Below are 15,163 nucleotides of genomic sequence, written 5' to 3' on the forward strand. Positions count from 1 at the left end.
TGGCCCCCCCCCCCCCCGCCCCCCCCCCCCCCCCCCCCCCCGGCGCCCGCCCCCCCCCCCCCCCCCCCCCCCCCCCCGCGGGGGGGGGCCCCCCCCCCCGCCGGCTACGGCTCCTCTCCGGCACCGACCGCGTGGTGATCACGCTGATGGTGGTGGTGCCCCTGCTGCTCGTCCTCGGCCTGGTCTGGCTGCCGGCGGCGGCCACCGTGCTGCTGTCCGGCACGAACTGGGACGGCATCGGCCCGCTCGGCGAGATCGACTGGGTCGGGCTGAAGAACTACGACGACGTGGTGAACAACTACCCGCCGTTCGTCCCCGCGGTGCAGAACAACCTGCTCTGGCTGGCCGCCCTGTTCGTGGTGGCCACCCCGTTCGGCATGTTCCTCGCCGTGCTGCTGGACAAGGAGCTGCGCGGCAGCCGGATCTACCAGACCGCGCTCTACCTGCCGGTGGTGCTCTCGCTGGCGCTTGTCGGCTTCATCTGGCAGCTCATCTACAGCCGGGACCAGGGCCTGCTCAACGGCGTGTTCGGCGGTGACACCGACTGGTACGGCGACCCGAACGTCAACATCTGGGCCGTGCTGGTGGCCGCCGGCTGGCGCCACGTCGGCTACATCATGCTGCTCTACCTGGCCGGCCTCAAGGGCGTCGACCCGTCGCTGCGGGAAGCCGCCGCGGTGGACGGATCCTCGGAAACCAGCACGTTCTTCCGGGTCGTCTTCCCGGTGATGCGCCCGATCAACATCATCGTGCTGGTGGTGACCGTGATCGAGTCGCTGCGCGCGTTCGACCTGGTCTGGGTCATCAACAAGGGCCGCAACGGGCTGGAGCTGATCTCCGCCCTGGTCACCCAGAACGTGGTCGGCGAGGCGAGCCGGATCGGCTTCGGCTCCGCGCTGGCCACCATCATGCTGGCCGTCTCCCTGATCTTCATCACCGTCTACCTCTGGACCGTCATGCGGGAGGGCAAGCGATGACCACCGCCGTCACCCCCGGGCGTCGCCGGCCGGTGCGGCCCGCCCGGGTCGTCCTGCACGTCTTCCTGGGTACGGTCGCCGTCGGCTGGCTGTTCCCGCTGCTCTGGGCGGTGCTCACCTCGTTCCGCTCCTACCAGTACACCGCCGTCCACGGCTACGTCTCGTTCGGCGGATGGACCATCGACAACTACGTCACCGCGTGGCAGACCGCCGAGTTCGGCAAGCACTTCCTCAACTCGATCTACATCACCGTCCCGGCGGTGCTGCTCACGCTCTTCCTCGCCTCGTGCGTGGCGTTCGTGATCGCCCGGTTCAGCTGGAAACTCAACATCGCGCTGCTCGGCCTCTTCACCGCGGCGAACCTGCTGCCGCAGCAGTCCCTGCTGATCCCGCTGTTCCGGATGTTCACCGAGATCCCGCTGCCGGTCTGGATGAGCGACTCGGAGCTGCTCTACGACAGCTACTGGGGGCTGATCCTGGTCAACGTCGCGTTCCAGTGCGGCTTCTGCGTCTTCGTGCTGAGCAACTACATGAAGGCGCTGCCGCACGAGCTGTACGAGGCGGCGATGGTCGACGGGGCGAGCGTGTGGCGGCAGTACTGGCAGGTGACCATGCCGCTGTGCCGGCCGGCCCTGGCCGCGCTGGCCACGCTGGAGGTGACCTGGATCTACAACGAGTTCTTCTGGGCCACCGTGCTCATGCGCAGCGGCGACAAGTTCCCGGTGACCAGCTCGCTGAACAACCTGCGCGGCCAGTTCTTCACCGACAACAACCTCGTCTCGGCCGGCTCGGTGCTGGTCGCGATCCCCACCGTGGTGATCTTCTTCCTGCTGCAGAAGCAGTTCGTCCGGGGCCTGACGCTGGGAGCCTCCAAGGGATGACGCCTCCGACCATCGTCCACCTGCGCCGCGCGCGGACCAGCCTGGTGCTCGACGCGCGCGGTCCGGGGCTGCCCCGGGTCGCGCACTGGGGCACCGACCTCGGGCCGCTGTCCCCGGCGGACCTGCCCGCGCTTGTCGACGCCACCGTGCCGCCGGTGGTGCCGAGCAGCTTCGACGAACCCACCGTGCTGTCGCTGCTGCCCGAGGCGAGCGCGGGCTGGAGCGGCCGCCCCGGGCTGGCCGGCCACCGCGACGGCCGGGACTGGTCCACCGCGTTCCACCTGACCGGCATCGACGTGCAGGACGAGCCCACGGCGCCGCCACCCGACGGCGCCGCTGCGAGCGGGCCCGAGCTGTTAGCAGGGGCCCCTTTACCCGCACCAGGCGTTGACAGGGGGCCCTTCCGTTCCGCCGGGCGGGTGATCGTGCGGGCGGCGGACGAGGGCGCGGGCTTGAGCCTGACGATCGAGATCGCGCTGGACGCGGCGGGGTTGCTGACGCTGCGGCACCGGCTGCGCAACGACGGCGACGGCCGGTACGAGCTGCGCGAGCTGACCCCGGTGCTGCCGGTGCCGGCGGTCGCCACCGAACTGCTCGACCTGACCGGGCGCTGGTGCCGGGAACGCGCCCCGCAGCGGCACCCGTGGCCGATGGGCGCGTGGGTGCGCGAGGGGCGGCACGGCCGCACCGGGCACGACGCCACGCTGCTGCTGGTCGCCGGCACCCCCGGCTTCGGCTTCGGGCACGGCGAGGTGTGGGCGGTGCACACCGCGTGGAGCGGCGACCACGTCACGGTGGCCGAGCGCCGCCCGACCGGCGAGGCCACGCTCGGCGGCGGTGAACTGCTCGCACCGGGCGAGATCGTGCTCGGGCCGGGCGAGGAGTACGCCACTCCGCTGCTGTACGCGGTCCGGTCGGGCGACGGGCTGGACGGGCTCAGCGACGTGCTGCACACCAGCCTGCGCGCCCGGCCGGGTCATCCGCGCGCGCCCCGACCGGTGACGCTCAACGTGTGGGAGGCGGTCTACTTCGACCACGACCTGGACCGGCTGCGCGCGCTCGCCGACCGGGCCGCCGAGGTGGGCGTGGAACGCTTCGTGCTCGACGACGGCTGGTTCCGCGGCCGGCGGCACGACCTCGCCGGGCTCGGCGACTGGTGGGTCGACGAGCAGGTCTGGCCCGGCGGGCTGCAACCGCTCATCGACCACGTACGCGGGCACGGCATGCAGTTCGGGCTCTGGGTCGAGCCGGAGATGGTCAACCCCGACTCGGACCTGTTCCGTGCCCACCCCGACTGGGTGCTCCAGGCCCCCGGCCGGCTGCCACCGGCGTGGCGGCACCAGCAGGTGCTCGACCTGGCCCACCCGGACGCGTACGGGTACCTGCTCGGCCGGCTCGACGCGGTGCTGACCGAGCACGACGGGATCGCGTACCTGAAGTGGGACCACAACCGGGACCTCACCGAGGCCGCGCATGCCGGCCGGCCCGGGGTGCACGCGCAGACCGTGGCGGCCTACCGGCTGCTGGACGAGCTGCGCGCCCGCCACCCCGGCCTGGAGATCGAGAGCTGCTCCTCCGGCGGCGCCCGGGTCGACCTGGAGATCCTGCGCCGCACCGACCGGGTCTGGGCCAGCGACTGCAACGACGCGCTGGAGCGGCTGGCCATCCAACGCTGGACCGGGCTGCTGCTCCCGCCGGAGCTGATCGGCACCCACATCGGCCCGGACCGCTCGCACACCACGCACCGCGCGCACGACCTCGGCTTCCGGGCGGTCACCGCACTCTTCGGCCACCACGGCATCGAGTGGGACATCAGCGCGATCGACGCGACCGCGCGGGCCGAACTGACCGCCTGGGTGGCGCTGCACAAACGGCTGCGCCCGCTGCTGCACGGCGGGCGGGTGGTCCGGGTCGACCACCCGGACCCGGCCGTGCAGGCCCACGGCGTCGTCGCCCACGACCGCTCCCGGGCGGTGTACGCGGTCAGCCGGGTGGCCACGTCCGTCGCGCAGGTGCCGGGCGCGGTGCGGCTGCCGGGACTCGACCCGCATCGGCGCTACCGGGTACGCCCGCCGGCCGGGGTGCCGGAGCCGGCCCTGCTGGAGCTGACGCCGCCGGGCTGGCTGGCGTCCGGTGACGGCGTGACACTGAGCGGGTCGGTGCTCGGCGCGGTCGGCCTGCAACTGCCCGCGCTGCACCCGGAGCAGGCGCTGCTGCTGGAGGTCACCGAACTTTCCTGAGAATCTTCTCCGGCGGATGTCGAGAACCGGGGTGGTGGCTTCTACCGCAGGGTGGAAGCACCGACAATCGGTGCTCGGGCGTGAGGAGCGAATCGTGAAGTACATGCTGCTGATGCAGTTCAGCGCCGCCGGGACCGATTTTCCGCCGATCGACACCTGGACGCCGGCAGAGTTCCGGGCACACATCGACTTCATGGGCGAGGTCAACGCCAAGCTCCTGGCCGACGGGGAGTTCGTGCAGGGCGAAGGGCTGGGCGGGCCGCCGCAGGCCCGGATCGTGCGGGCCGGCGAGAACGGCGCGCCGGTGGTCACCGAGGGTCCGTACGCGGAGACCAAGGAGTTCCTGGCCGGCTTCTGGATCGTCGACTGCGAGACCCCGCAGCGGGCGGTCGAGATCGCCGCGTTCATCTCCACCGCGCCCGGCCCCGGCGGTCGGCCGCTGAACATGCCGATCGAGGTGCACCCGGTGATGTCCGGCCCGCCCCAGGAGATGTGACCCTGGCCGACCACGCCGTCGAGGACCTGCTGCGCGAGTTGGCGCCGCAGGTCCTCGGCGTGCTCGCCCGCCGGTTCGGTGACTTCGCCACCGCCGAGGACGCGGTGCAGGAGGCGCTGCTGGCGGCGACCCGACAGTGGCCGGCCGAAGGGCTGCCGGAGCATCCGCGCGGCTGGCTCACGCAGGTCGCGTACCGGCGGATGGTCGAGCTGGTGCGGGCCGAGACGGCCCGGCGGGACCGGGAGGAACGCGCGGCCCGGCGTTCCGGCGACGACCGGCGGGCCGCGCCGGCCGCCGACGAGCCGCTGACCGGCGACCGGGACGACACGCTGGTGCTGCTCTTCCTCTGCTGCCACCCGACGCTGACCACGCCGTCGGCCATCGCGTTGACGCTGCGCGCGGTGGGCGGCCTGAGCACCGCCGAGATCGCCCGCGCGTTCCTGGTGCCCGAGGCCACCATGGCGCAGCGGATCAGCCGGGCCAAGCAGCGCATCAAGGACTCCGGGTTGCCGTTCCGGCTGCCCGAGCCGGCCGATCGTCAGGCCCGGCTCGCCGCCGTGCTGCACGTGCTCTACCTGATCTTCACCGAGGGGCACACCGCGACCCTCGGGGACGACCTGCGGCGGATCGACCTCTGCGAGGAGGCGATCCGGCTGGCCCGGGAGATGCACCGGCGGCTACCCGACGACAGCGAGGTGGCCGGGCTGCTCGCCCTGATGCTGCTCACCGACGCCCGCGCCGCCGCCCGCACCGGCCCGTCCGGCGAGCTGATCCCGCTGGCCGAGCAGGACCGGTCCCGCTGGGACGCCGCCGCCGTCGCCGAGGGCACGTCGCTGGTCACCGACGCCATGCGCCGAGGGCCCGTCGGGCCGTACCAGCTCCAGGCCGCCGTGGCCGCGCTGCACGACGAGGCGCCGAGCGCGGCGGCCACCGACTGGCCGCAGATCCTCGCGCTCTACGGGGTGCTGGAACACCTCACCGGCAGCCCGGTGGTGGCGTTGAACCGGGCGGTCGCCACCGCCATGGTGCACGGCCCGGCCGCCGGGCTGGCCGCGCTCGCCGGTCCCGCCGCCGACCCCCGGCTGGCCGGCTCGCACCGGCTCGACGCGGCCCGCGCCCACCTGCACGAGATGGCCGGCGACCGGGACGCCGCGGTGACCCACTACCGGGCCGCCGCCGCGAGAACGACCAGCCGTCCCGAACAGGAGTACCTGCTGACCCGCGCCGCCCGCCTCCGCGCTCGTTGACCAAGGAGTTCAGGTCGGCGTCCGGCGCGGCCCGCGACGCGAACTCCTTGATCAGGCGGCGGGGAGCCGGCGGGTGGTGTCGCGGAGGGCCAGGGCGACGGTGGCGAACAGGGCGGCGCCGCAGCCCACCCCGGAGACCAGGCCGACCGCCGCCGCGCCGCCGCCCAGCGCGTGGACGAGGAAGCCGGCCACGCCCAGCGCGGTCATCACGGCGCCGAGCCAGTGGTAGCGCGGCATCCGCCAGACGGCGGCGAGGCCGAAGAAGTGCACGCCGACCACGACCGCGACCCAGGCCACCGCCACGGCGGGACGGTCGAGCACGTTGTTGATGACGGCCAGGCCGCCGAAGAGCGCGACCGCCTCCAGCGCCACCACGATCCAGTAGCGGCGGTCCATGAAGCCCGCCGCCTCCGGTCCCTGAGCGGTCGGCGCGGCCCGGCGGGCGACCCGGAACAGGGCGACCAGGAGCAGCGCGGCCACCAGCAGGCCGGCCACCCGCACCACGAGCGGCCACGGCGACGGCAGGCCACCGCTGTTGACCATGATGAAGACGGTCCCGAACGAGATGGCCACGAGCGAGCCGACCACCAGCCCGGACGGTCGCCCCCTGGTCCCCGGCGTGCTCATCGCGTCCCCTCCCGACGATCGCGCGCCGGCCGGTAGGCGCGACGCGCGCCAGATCGTACGGCAGCCCGGCCCGTACGCCCGCAGCTCGCCCAGTGTCAGGATTCGGGCCGACGCCGTTTCCTGAGGATCGTCGCCGGGCGCCTACGCCTCTGCAACGTATGTTCCCGACCCCGGTACGCCCACCACGATGCCGTGCGCCTTGAGGGTGCCGCGACGGTGCGCCGGGCCGACCCGTACTCAGCGGCAAGTGCGTCGTACGTCGGCAGGCGGGCCCCGCGCGGAAACTCCCCGGCGCCGATGCGGCGGGTCAGATCGTCGGCGATCTCCTTCGCTGTGTGCGGGATGGGCACGGGCGTCATCGTGCCCCGCCCCGCCCGGCTCGCGAGTGGAACGCCATGGGTGTGTCAGGGCGCCGGAGACACCCATACCGTTCCACCCACGCCCCGGTCGGCTCGCGAGTGGAACGCCATGGGCGTATCAGAAACCGGAGACACCGCCGAATGGTTCGGTCGGATCGAAGCCGGGGCGGCGGAGGCTCCACCCTCAGCTCGACAGGTGCCGACGGCAGGCACACCGACGATCCGACCGCACCGACCTGGGGCGTACGCGAGAGAAGGGTGGCCGGGTCCGGGCGGACCCGGCCACCTGTGGTCAGCTAGCGGCGCAGGTCACCGCGGGCGTCGCGTTGGTGCCGTTCCAGCTGCCGATGAAGCCGAAGCCGGTGCTGGCGCCGGCGCCGAGCCGGCCGTTGTAGTCCACGTTGCGGGCGGTGTACGCCGACCCGCTGTTGCTGACCGTGGCGTTCCACGCCTGGCTGACGGTCTGGCCGTTGGCGAACGTCCACTTCACCGTCCAGCCGCTGATCGCGGCGGAACCGGCGGTCACCTTGACATCGCCCTGGAAGCCGCCCTGCCACGAGTTGGTGACGGTGTAGGTGGCGGTGCACCCGCCGGACGGCGGGGGCGTGCTGGTCGGCGGCGTGGTGGGGCTCGGGCTGGTGGTCGGGCTCGTGGTGGGGGTGGGACTCGTGGTGGGGCTGGTGGTCGGGCTCGGCGAGCTGCCGGAGTAGACCGACGCCTCGCGGGAGGTGGCGGTGATGCCGTTGGCCCCGGCGAAGATGCGCTGGCCCCAGCTGGTGAGCTGGGCCGGGTTGAAGCCGGTGGTCATGTCGAGGTATTCGACGCCGCCGCCGTTGCCGCTCCACGACCAGCCCAGGTAGCCGATCCGGTTGGCCTGCGCGTAGGACATGATGGTGTCCTCGTCGGGGTTGCCGTCGGAGTGGTTGAAGCCGAACTCGCCGACCACGACGGGCAGTCCGGCGGTGCGGAACCGGCCCAGGTAGTCGGTGATCTCCGCGGCGGTGTCGAAGACGCCGTACATGTGGATGGAGAAGACGGTGTTGCGCTGCGGGTCGGCGTTGAACACGGTGCCGGCGTTGTCGCGCATGGTGAAGGACCAGTCCTGGCCCCAGTTCGGGCCGTCCACCATGATCGTGTGGGTGAGGCCGCCGGCCCGCAGCCGCTTGATCGCGTTGGAGGTGTCGGTGGTCCAGGCGCTGTAACCCTGGTTGCCGAACGGCTCGTTGCCGATGTTGACGATGACGTACTTCTCCTGGCCCTTGAGCACGTCGGCGATGCTCAGCCAGTAGTCGGTGGCCTTGGCCAGCGTGGTGGCGGCGCCGTCCTCGCCGTAGCCGGTGGTGTCGTGCACCTCCAGCACGCAGATGAGCCGGTTGGCCTTGCACAGCGAGATCACGTTGGCCACGTCGGCGGCGCTGTTCTTCGTCCAGCGGTCGCCGCTGGCCAGCACCACCCGGACCGTGTTGGCGCCGAGCGCCTTGATGTTGGCGAACGAGCTGGTCTGCTGCGGGTACCAGGTGTGCGCGTGGTTGACGCCGCGCATGACGAACTCGGTGCCGTTGGCGTCGTAAAGCCGGCCGTTCGAGACGGAGAAACCGGTGGCGGCTTGCGCCGGCTGCCCGAAGGCGAAGACGGCGGTGAGGGCCGTCAGCAGGGCGACGCCCGCGACGGAGAGCATTTTCTTCATGGCTGTCCTCAGAAGGGAGGTCTCCCCCGTGCCCGAGTGGGGGTGCGGTGATGGTGACGACGGTCCCGGACGCCGGCATCAGCGTAGGCCGATGGACCGCCGGAGGCAACCGGTTAAGTCCTGCGGCGGCCCGTGTCGTCACGGGCCGCCGCAGGGGCGGCCACCCCCACCACAGGATGCTTCGCCTCCCCGATCTGAACCGGTTAAGCCGGACTGTAGGCAGCAACAAACCACCCGTCAAGGTTGACCCGCGCCCGGCGGGGTATCCCGGGACGATCCACCCGGAAGGAGAGGCGCCATGGTCAACGTCGGCTACACCCTGATGTGCGAGCAGGCCGGCCCCAAGGAGCTGGTCGACCACGCCGTGCGCGCCGAGGCCGCCGGCTTCGACCACCTGGTCATGTCCGACCACTACTACCCGTGGCTGGAGTCGCAGGGCCACTCCCCGTACGCCTGGTCGGTGCTCGGCGCGGTCGCCCACGCCACCAGCCGGCCCGAGCTGCTCTCGTTCGTCACCTGCCCGATCCGGCGCTACCACCCGGCCGTCGTGGCGCAGAAGGCAAGCACCATCGGAGTGCTCTCGGACGGCCGGTTCACGCTCGGCCTCGGCGCCGGGGAGAACCTGAACGAGCACGTGGTGGGCGGGTGGCCGCACGTGCAGCAGCGGCACGAGATGTTCGAGGAGGCGCTGCAGATCATCCGGCCGCTGCTCAACGGCGAGACGCTGACGTTCTCCGGCAACCACTTCGACGTGCCCGACGCGTACGTGTGGGACCGGCCGGAGCGCCCGGTGCCGATGGCGGTGGCCGCGTCCGGCCGGCAGTCGGCCACCCTCGCCGCCGAGTACGCCGACGCCATGATCGCCACCGACCCGCTGTCGCACCTGGTCGACATGTACGAGGAGGCCGGCGGCGCGGGCCGCCCCCGCTACGGGCAGGTGGCCGTCTGCTACGGCCCCGACGAGGACGAGTGCCGCAAGATCGTGCACGACCAGTTCCGCTGGTTCGGGATGGGCTGGAAGGTCAACGCCGACCTGCCGAACCCGGACGCGTTCGCGGCGGCCACCCAGTTCGTCCGCGAGGAGGACGTGGCCGAGGGCATCTCCTGCGGACCGGACACCGAGCGGCACGTCGAGGCGTTCAAGAAGTTCGTCGACGCCGGCTTCACCCACGTGGCGCTGGTGCAGGTGGGCGGCGACAGCCAGCCGATGTTCCTCGACTGGGCCCAGGAGGAGCTGCTGCCCCGGCTGCGCGAGCTGTGACCCGCGCCGGGAGGTCCGAGCTGCGCCGGGCGTTCGCCGCGCCCCGGCCGGCGGCCGGGCTGGTCAGCGAATTCCGGTCGGTCGGCGGGCTGCGCACGCACACCCGCCGATCGGCCGTCCCGGGCCGGGCGGACCCACCCGTGGTGCTGGTGCACGGCCTGGCCGTGTCGCACCGCTACCTCACCCCGCTGGCGGCGACGCTGTCGGCCCACCATCCGGTGTACGTGCCGGACCTGCCCGGCTTCGGGCTGACCGAGCGCCCCGGCACCGCGTACGACGTGGCCGGGCACGCCGCGTTCCTGGTCGACTGGCTGGCCGCGTACCGATTGGGTCCGGTCTGCCTGCTCGGCCACTCGTTCGGCGCGGAGGTGGCCGCCGCGCTCGCCGCCCGTCGCCCCGATCTGGTCCGCGCGCTGGTGCTGGCCGGCCCCACCAGCGACCCGGCGGCCCGGTCGCGGCGCGGCCAGATCGGCCGCTGGCTGGTGGACACGCTGCGCGAGGCGCCGTGGCAGGGGCCGATCCTGGTCCGCGACGTGATCGACGCCCGCCCGTGGCGGGTGTTCGCCACGCTGTCCCACTCGGTGCGCAACGCGATCGAGGAAGATCTGGTCCGGGTCACCGCGCCGACGCTGGTGCTGGCCGGCGCCCGGGACCCGGTCGCCCCGGCCGACTGGCGGGCGGAGGCCGTCCGCCTGGTGCCCGGCGCCCGCGCGGTCACCGTGCCGGGCGCGGCGCACAACGTGGTGACCACCGCGCCCGACCCGGTCGCGGACGCGATCCACGACCTGCTCACCCCCGAGGAAGAGGAGCTGACGTCATGCGTATCGGGAACACCGAGATCCGGCCGGCCGGAGGCGGGTTCGGCTGCCTCCTGATGATCCTCTTCTCGATCGTCGCGTCGGTGGTGCTGACCGTGCTGCTCAACCTGATCCTCTAGGGCCCCGCCATGTCCAGCTCGGCCAGGACCGGGTAGTGGTCGGAGGCGGTGTCCGCGTCACCGTCGCGGACCACCCGGACCGCGCGGACCCGGTCGGCCAGCGCCGGCGTGGCGAGCAGGTAGTCCAGCCGCATCCCGGCGAACTCCGCGCCGCCGTGCCGGGTCGGCACGGTCAGCCCGCCCGGCCCGTCGCCGCCGGCCCGCGGCCAGAGATCGACCAGACCGGCGTCGAGCAGTCGGGCCACCGCCCGGGTGTCCACGGTACGGCCGTCGCGGCGCAGGTGCCGGCGCCGGTATCCGGCGGCGAGCCCGGCCAGCCGGTCGGCGTGGTCGAGCGCCGGTTCCAGCGTGTTCAGGTCCCCGGCCAGCAGCGCCAGCTCTCCCCCGGTGCGCCGCACCGCCACCGCCAGCCAGGCCGCCTCGATCCGCCGCCGCCCGCCCGAGTACGGGCTCAGGTGGGTGCTGAACACGGTAAGCGGTCCTGCCGGCGTGGCGATCCGGACCCGGGCGGCGGCGTGGTGGAACGGCCGGCGCACCGGCCCGGCGCGCAGCACCCGCAGCGGCGGGCGGACCAGCACCGCCACCGGCTGGCCGAACCAGGACCGGGCCAGGTACGGCACCATCCCGGCCCGCTGCGCCAGCCCGCCCAGCGTGCGGTCCAGCCCGCGCAGCTCCTGGAGCGCCAGCACGTCCGGGCGTTGCGCGTCGACGACCGAGACGATCCGGTCCCGGCGGTCGGTGCCGTCACGGTCCCGACCGCCGGTGCGGATGTTCCAGGTCATCAGCCGCAGCATCGGGTCAGTCCGGCCGGCCGGCCTTGGCCAGCTCGTCGTCCAGCTCGTGCACCTGCTCGGACTCGATCTCCGGCTGGTTGCCCTGCGCCACGTCGGCGTTCGGCCGGACCACCCACCAGAGCAGCGACAGCCAGAGCGCGCCGAGGATGATCGCGCCCATGAAGTCGGTCGGGTGGTGCATGCCCCGGTACATCCGGGAGGTCGCCACGCCCACCGGCATGATCACCGCCATCGCCACGAACAGCCACCGCCACCACCTGTCGGTACGCGGGAACACGATGATCGCCATGGCGGCCCAGAGGCAGATGGTCGCCGCGATGTGCCCGGACGGGAACGACGAGGTCGGCATCTGCCCGTCCAGGTTCTCCACCGGCGGGCGGGGCCGCTCCACCACCCGGGCGCTGGCCAGGAAGAGGCTCAGCTCGCCGAACATGGCCAGCACCACGAACAGCACCGGCCGCCACCGCCGCCACACGGCCAGCACGATCGGGCAGAACACCAGCGAGACCAGCAGGATGGCGTGGGTGTCGCCGAACTTGCTCCACCACCAGCTCAGATCGGTGAGCCCGTCGGTGTGCCGGGCGGCGAACCAGCGCGGCACCTCGGTGTCGAGCGTGTCGAAGAACGTGCCCTTGGCGTGGTAGCTGACGTACATGCCGAACGCGTAGAGCGCGCCGAACACGATCACCCAGCCGACCAGCAGCTCGGCCACCGAGGAGCGGGGGTGCTCCAGCACCTTCTCCTCGGCCGGGGCCGGGGCGATCTCCTCGCCCGCCTCGGGCTCCAGGCCCTCGGTCAGCGGCGGGACCGGCCGGCCGCGCTCGCGCCGCCACAGCCGGAAGGCGTACGCGGTGACGCCCAGCCAGGCCGCGCCGAGCAGCCAGCCGCCGAGCACGTCCGAGACGAAGTGCACGCCCAGCGCGATCCGGGTCAGCCCGACCAGGAAGATCAGCACCGCGGCGATGGCGATGGCCGGCTTGCGCCAGCGCGGCGCCATCGCGGGCAGGAACACCAGCAGCAGCGCGCCGTACGCGACGAACGAGCCGAGCGCGTGGCCGCTGGGGAAGCTGTTGCCGGGCGCGCTGGCGATCGGCACGTCCACCACCGGGCGCAGCCGCCCCACCAGCGCCTTGAGCGACGGGTCGAGGATCAGTCCACCGACGCCGGTGATGATCAGGTAGACCGCCAGCCGGGACTGGCGGCGGATCAGCAGGCCCACCACCGCGATGGTGATCAGCCAGATCAGCACCGGCCGGCCGCCCAGGTCGGTGATCGCCTGGAGGACGGTGACCAGCGGGTGGTGCGGCGCCACGAGGTTGTTGAACCATTCGGCCGCCTCGTGGTCGGCGTTCTGCAGCGGGCTCCAGCGGAACCGGACGAGCATCAGCAACACGCCGAACGCGACTCCCGCGCCGGCCACCGCGAGCAGCCCGGCCAGGCTCCGCTCGGCGAAGTGACCGAGCGGCCGGCGCCCGGATTCCTTGACCGCGGTCACACCGCACCTCCCTCGTTCTTCTGCGAGGCGCGCTGTACCCGATCGGCGTGGCTCTCACACGCCGCGTCGGCGCGGCGTCAGAGCGCGGTCATCTCGCCGGTGTCCAGCAGCTCCTCGCGCTGCGCCTCCGGCTCCCACAGATCCGGCTGGGCCGGCTCCTCCACCCCGATCCGCATCGCCTCCAGCTGGGCGGCGAAGGCCAGCCCGCCGAAGAGCGCCATCCCGGTGAGGTTGGCCCAGAGCAGCAGCGCCATCATGCCGGTCAACGCGCCGTAGGTCTGGCCGAACCCGCCGCTGTACTTGACGTACGCGGCGAGCAGCAGGCTGGCCACCCACCAGATGGCGATGGCGATGCCGGCGCCGAAGAAGAGCCAGGACAGGCCGGGCTGCTTACGGCGGGGCGTGTGCCGGAACAGCGCGGCGACGGCGAGCACGGTCAGGCCGAGGCTCAGCGGCCAGCGGACCACGTCCCAGACGACGGTGGCGGCGCCGCCCCACTCGTAGTGGGCGCGCACCGAGTCGCCCACCGCGCCGCCGCCGACCAGGATCAGGAATCCGGTCAGCGCGGGCACGCCGGCGACCAGCGCGAGGACGGTGGCGCGCACGTACTTCGGGAACGCCGGGCGGTCCCGCTCGACGCCGTAGATCCGGTTGGCGCCGCGCTCGATCTGGGCCATCGTGGTGGTCAACGCGACCAGCCCGGTGATCAGACCGAGGGTCAGCGCCAGCTCGCCGGCGTCCTCGGTGCGGTCGGAGTCGGTCAGCAGCTCCTGCACCACGGTCTCGCTCTGGCCCGGTGTGATGGCCAGCACGGTGTCGGCGAGGACCTTGCCGCCCTCGTCCGCGCCGAGGTCGGTGATCAGGCCGGTGAGCGCGATCAGGAACGGCACCACGGCCAGGCAGAGCTGGAACGCCAGGGCCCGGGAGTGGCTGAAGCCGTCGCCGTAGCGGAACCGGATGAAGGCGTCCCGCAGCAGGCGCCAGCCGCCGTGCCGGCGCAGGGTGCGCCAGGCGTCGTCGGCCGACAGCTCGTTCTGGGCCATCAGCCGGGTTTCGGGGACGAGCTTGGTGCTACTCACGCCGGACGTCCTCGACCAGGCGTTCGCCGCGCTCGGCGGCGGCCTGCGCGTCCTCGGCCAGGTCGGGGTGCTCCGCCGGCCGCGGCACGCACAGCCAGAGCGACTCGGGCCGGATGGTGGCCGTGAGCGAGCGGCCCGGCTCGATCAGGTCGCCGTCGAGCTGGCGTGGCTGGGCCCGGTTGCTGGCGATCTCGACGGTGCGTGCCCGGAACACCTCCATCCGGGGCACGCTGCCGGTGCGGCGTACCAGCGCCCAGCCCATGGCGAGCCAGTGGCCGAGCGTGCGCGGGGTGAGCACCGCCACGTCGAGCCAGCCGTCGTCGGGCTCGGCGTCGGTGAGCAGGCGCACCCCGCCCTGGAGGCGGCCGACGTTGGCGACCAGGACCGAGCGGGCGCGGCGGCGCAGCGGGGGCCGGCCGTCGATCCGCACCGAGACGCGCATCGGCCGGTCACGCAGGTGGCGGGCCGCGCCCACCAGGTAGGCCGGCCAGCCGATCCGCTTCTTGGTGGTCTCGGAGGTGGAGTCGAGCATCTGGGCGTCGAAGCCCATCCCGGCCATCACCGCGAAGCACTGGTCGCCGACCACGCCGACGTCGAGCCGGCGCATGCCGCGCTCGACGGCGACCTCCAGCCCGGCGGCGAGGTCGTTCGAGAGGCCGAGGTTGGCGGCGAGCAGGTTGCCGGTGCCCTGGGGCAGCACGGCGAGCGCCACGTCGGTGCCGGCGAGCGCGGTGACGCAGGCCATCACGGTGCCGTCGCCGCCGCAGGCGAAGACCACCTCCGCCCCGGCCTCGACCGCCTCCTCGGCCTGGCCGCGACCGGGGTCCTCGACCGTGGTCTCGTACCAGGTCGGTGCCGGCCAGCCGGCCGCGTCGAGCGCGCCGTCCACGGTCCGCCGGAACTCGTCCAGGTCGGCCACCTTCACCGGGTTGACCACCACCGCGGAGCGCGGGGTCCGGTTCTCCGCGGTCACCGGAAGCTTGTCTTCTGCACCGTCCACGGCGTCAGTGTGCAGGACGCGGGGCGTGGCGGCGACCCGGCGGGCGGGGTGGTTGCGAGGACCGCAAAGTGGTTTGGAATCGC

14 protein-coding genes are annotated in these 15,163 nt (G+C 73.1%); 7 read left to right on the forward strand and 7 right to left on the reverse strand.

Annotation, left to right across the window (positions count from 1 at the left end):
* Positions 1-134 precede the first annotated feature (134 nt).
* From ACGFI2_RS20745 to ACGFI2_RS20765, 5 genes are all read left to right on the forward strand, one after another.
* Positions 135-977 (forward strand): carbohydrate ABC transporter permease, encoded by an 843-nt coding sequence (locus tag ACGFI2_RS20745; protein ID WP_393519403.1) that lies wholly within the window; start codon positions 135-137, stop codon positions 975-977.
* Entirely contained in the window at positions 974-1,858 is an 885-nt protein-coding gene (locus ACGFI2_RS20750; protein ID WP_393519406.1) for a carbohydrate ABC transporter permease, read from the forward strand. Before ACGFI2_RS20745 ends, ACGFI2_RS20750 begins: the two co-directional genes overlap by 4 nt.
* Positions 1,855-4,098, forward strand: coding sequence for an alpha-galactosidase (locus ACGFI2_RS20755; protein ID WP_393519409.1), 2,244 nt, complete (start codon positions 1,855-1,857; stop codon positions 4,096-4,098). The genes ACGFI2_RS20750 and ACGFI2_RS20755 overlap by 4 nt, the downstream gene beginning before the upstream one ends.
* 103 nt (positions 4,099-4,201) lie before the next feature.
* Positions 4,202-4,594 (forward strand): YciI family protein, encoded by a 393-nt coding sequence (locus ACGFI2_RS20760; RefSeq protein WP_393519851.1) that lies wholly within the window; start codon positions 4,202-4,204, stop codon positions 4,592-4,594.
* A 2-nt stretch (positions 4,595-4,596) separates the two neighbouring features.
* Complete coding sequence (locus tag ACGFI2_RS20765) at positions 4,597-5,841, forward strand: RNA polymerase sigma factor (RefSeq protein ID WP_393519854.1); 1,245 nt, start codon at positions 4,597-4,599, stop codon at positions 5,839-5,841.
* Between the two features lie 51 nt (positions 5,842-5,892).
* Here the strand turns inward: ACGFI2_RS20765 and ACGFI2_RS20770 are convergent, their stop codons facing one another.
* The 3 genes from ACGFI2_RS20770 to ACGFI2_RS20780 all read right to left on the reverse strand — a co-directional run bounded on the left by ACGFI2_RS20770 (position 5,893) and on the right by ACGFI2_RS20780 (position 8,514).
* Positions 5,893-6,468 carry a hypothetical protein gene (locus tag ACGFI2_RS20770; protein ID WP_393519412.1) on the reverse strand — a complete coding sequence of 192 codons (576 nt, stop codon included), beginning with the start codon at positions 6,466-6,468 and terminating at the stop codon, positions 5,893-5,895.
* A 95-nt stretch (positions 6,469-6,563) separates the two neighbouring features.
* Positions 6,564-6,827 (reverse strand): GntR family transcriptional regulator, encoded by a 264-nt coding sequence (locus ACGFI2_RS20775; protein ID WP_393519415.1) that lies wholly within the window; start codon positions 6,825-6,827, stop codon positions 6,564-6,566.
* 292 nt (positions 6,828-7,119) lie between these two features.
* The gene (locus ACGFI2_RS20780; protein ID WP_393519418.1) at positions 7,120-8,514 is read right to left on the reverse strand and encodes a cellulase family glycosylhydrolase; all 1,395 of its coding nucleotides are present in this window, start codon (positions 8,512-8,514) and stop codon (positions 7,120-7,122) included.
* A gap of 298 nt (positions 8,515-8,812) precedes the next feature.
* On the opposite strand from ACGFI2_RS20780, the gene ACGFI2_RS20785 reads away from it, so the two are divergent.
* Both ACGFI2_RS20785 and ACGFI2_RS20790 read left to right on the forward strand, forming a co-directional pair.
* A complete protein-coding gene (locus ACGFI2_RS20785) occupies positions 8,813-9,775 on the forward strand; it encodes a TIGR03557 family F420-dependent LLM class oxidoreductase (protein WP_393519421.1) in 963 nt (320 codons plus the stop codon).
* Positions 9,772-10,650 (forward strand): alpha/beta fold hydrolase, encoded by an 879-nt coding sequence (locus tag ACGFI2_RS20790; protein WP_393519424.1) that lies wholly within the window; start codon positions 9,772-9,774, stop codon positions 10,648-10,650. Before ACGFI2_RS20785 ends, ACGFI2_RS20790 begins: the two co-directional genes overlap by 4 nt.
* A 58-nt stretch (positions 10,651-10,708) precedes the next feature.
* Here the strand turns inward: ACGFI2_RS20790 and ACGFI2_RS20795 are convergent, their stop codons facing one another.
* The 4 genes from ACGFI2_RS20795 to ACGFI2_RS20810 all read right to left on the reverse strand — a co-directional run bounded on the left by ACGFI2_RS20795 (position 10,709) and on the right by ACGFI2_RS20810 (position 15,080).
* Positions 10,709-11,506, reverse strand: a complete 798-nt coding sequence (locus ACGFI2_RS20795; RefSeq protein ID WP_393519427.1) for an endonuclease/exonuclease/phosphatase family protein — start codon at positions 11,504-11,506, stop codon at positions 10,709-10,711.
* A 4-nt stretch (positions 11,507-11,510) separates the two neighbouring features.
* The gene (locus ACGFI2_RS20800) at positions 11,511-13,001 is read right to left on the reverse strand and encodes a phosphatase PAP2 family protein (RefSeq protein WP_393519430.1); all 1,491 of its coding nucleotides are present in this window, start codon (positions 12,999-13,001) and stop codon (positions 11,511-11,513) included.
* 77 nt (positions 13,002-13,078) lie between these two features.
* Positions 13,079-14,080: a YihY/virulence factor BrkB family protein gene (locus ACGFI2_RS20805; protein WP_393519433.1), complete on the reverse strand. Its 1,002-nt coding sequence runs from the start codon at positions 14,078-14,080 to the stop codon at positions 13,079-13,081.
* Positions 14,073-15,080, reverse strand: a complete 1,008-nt coding sequence (locus ACGFI2_RS20810; protein ID WP_393519436.1) for a diacylglycerol/lipid kinase family protein — start codon at positions 15,078-15,080, stop codon at positions 14,073-14,075. Before ACGFI2_RS20810 ends, ACGFI2_RS20805 begins: the two co-directional genes overlap by 8 nt.
* Positions 15,081-15,163: the final 83 nt, after the last annotated feature.

Origin of the sequence: Micromonospora sp. NPDC049282 (assembly GCF_043197045.1) — a bacterium.
Classification (GTDB): domain Bacteria; phylum Actinomycetota; class Actinomycetes; order Mycobacteriales; family Micromonosporaceae; genus Micromonospora.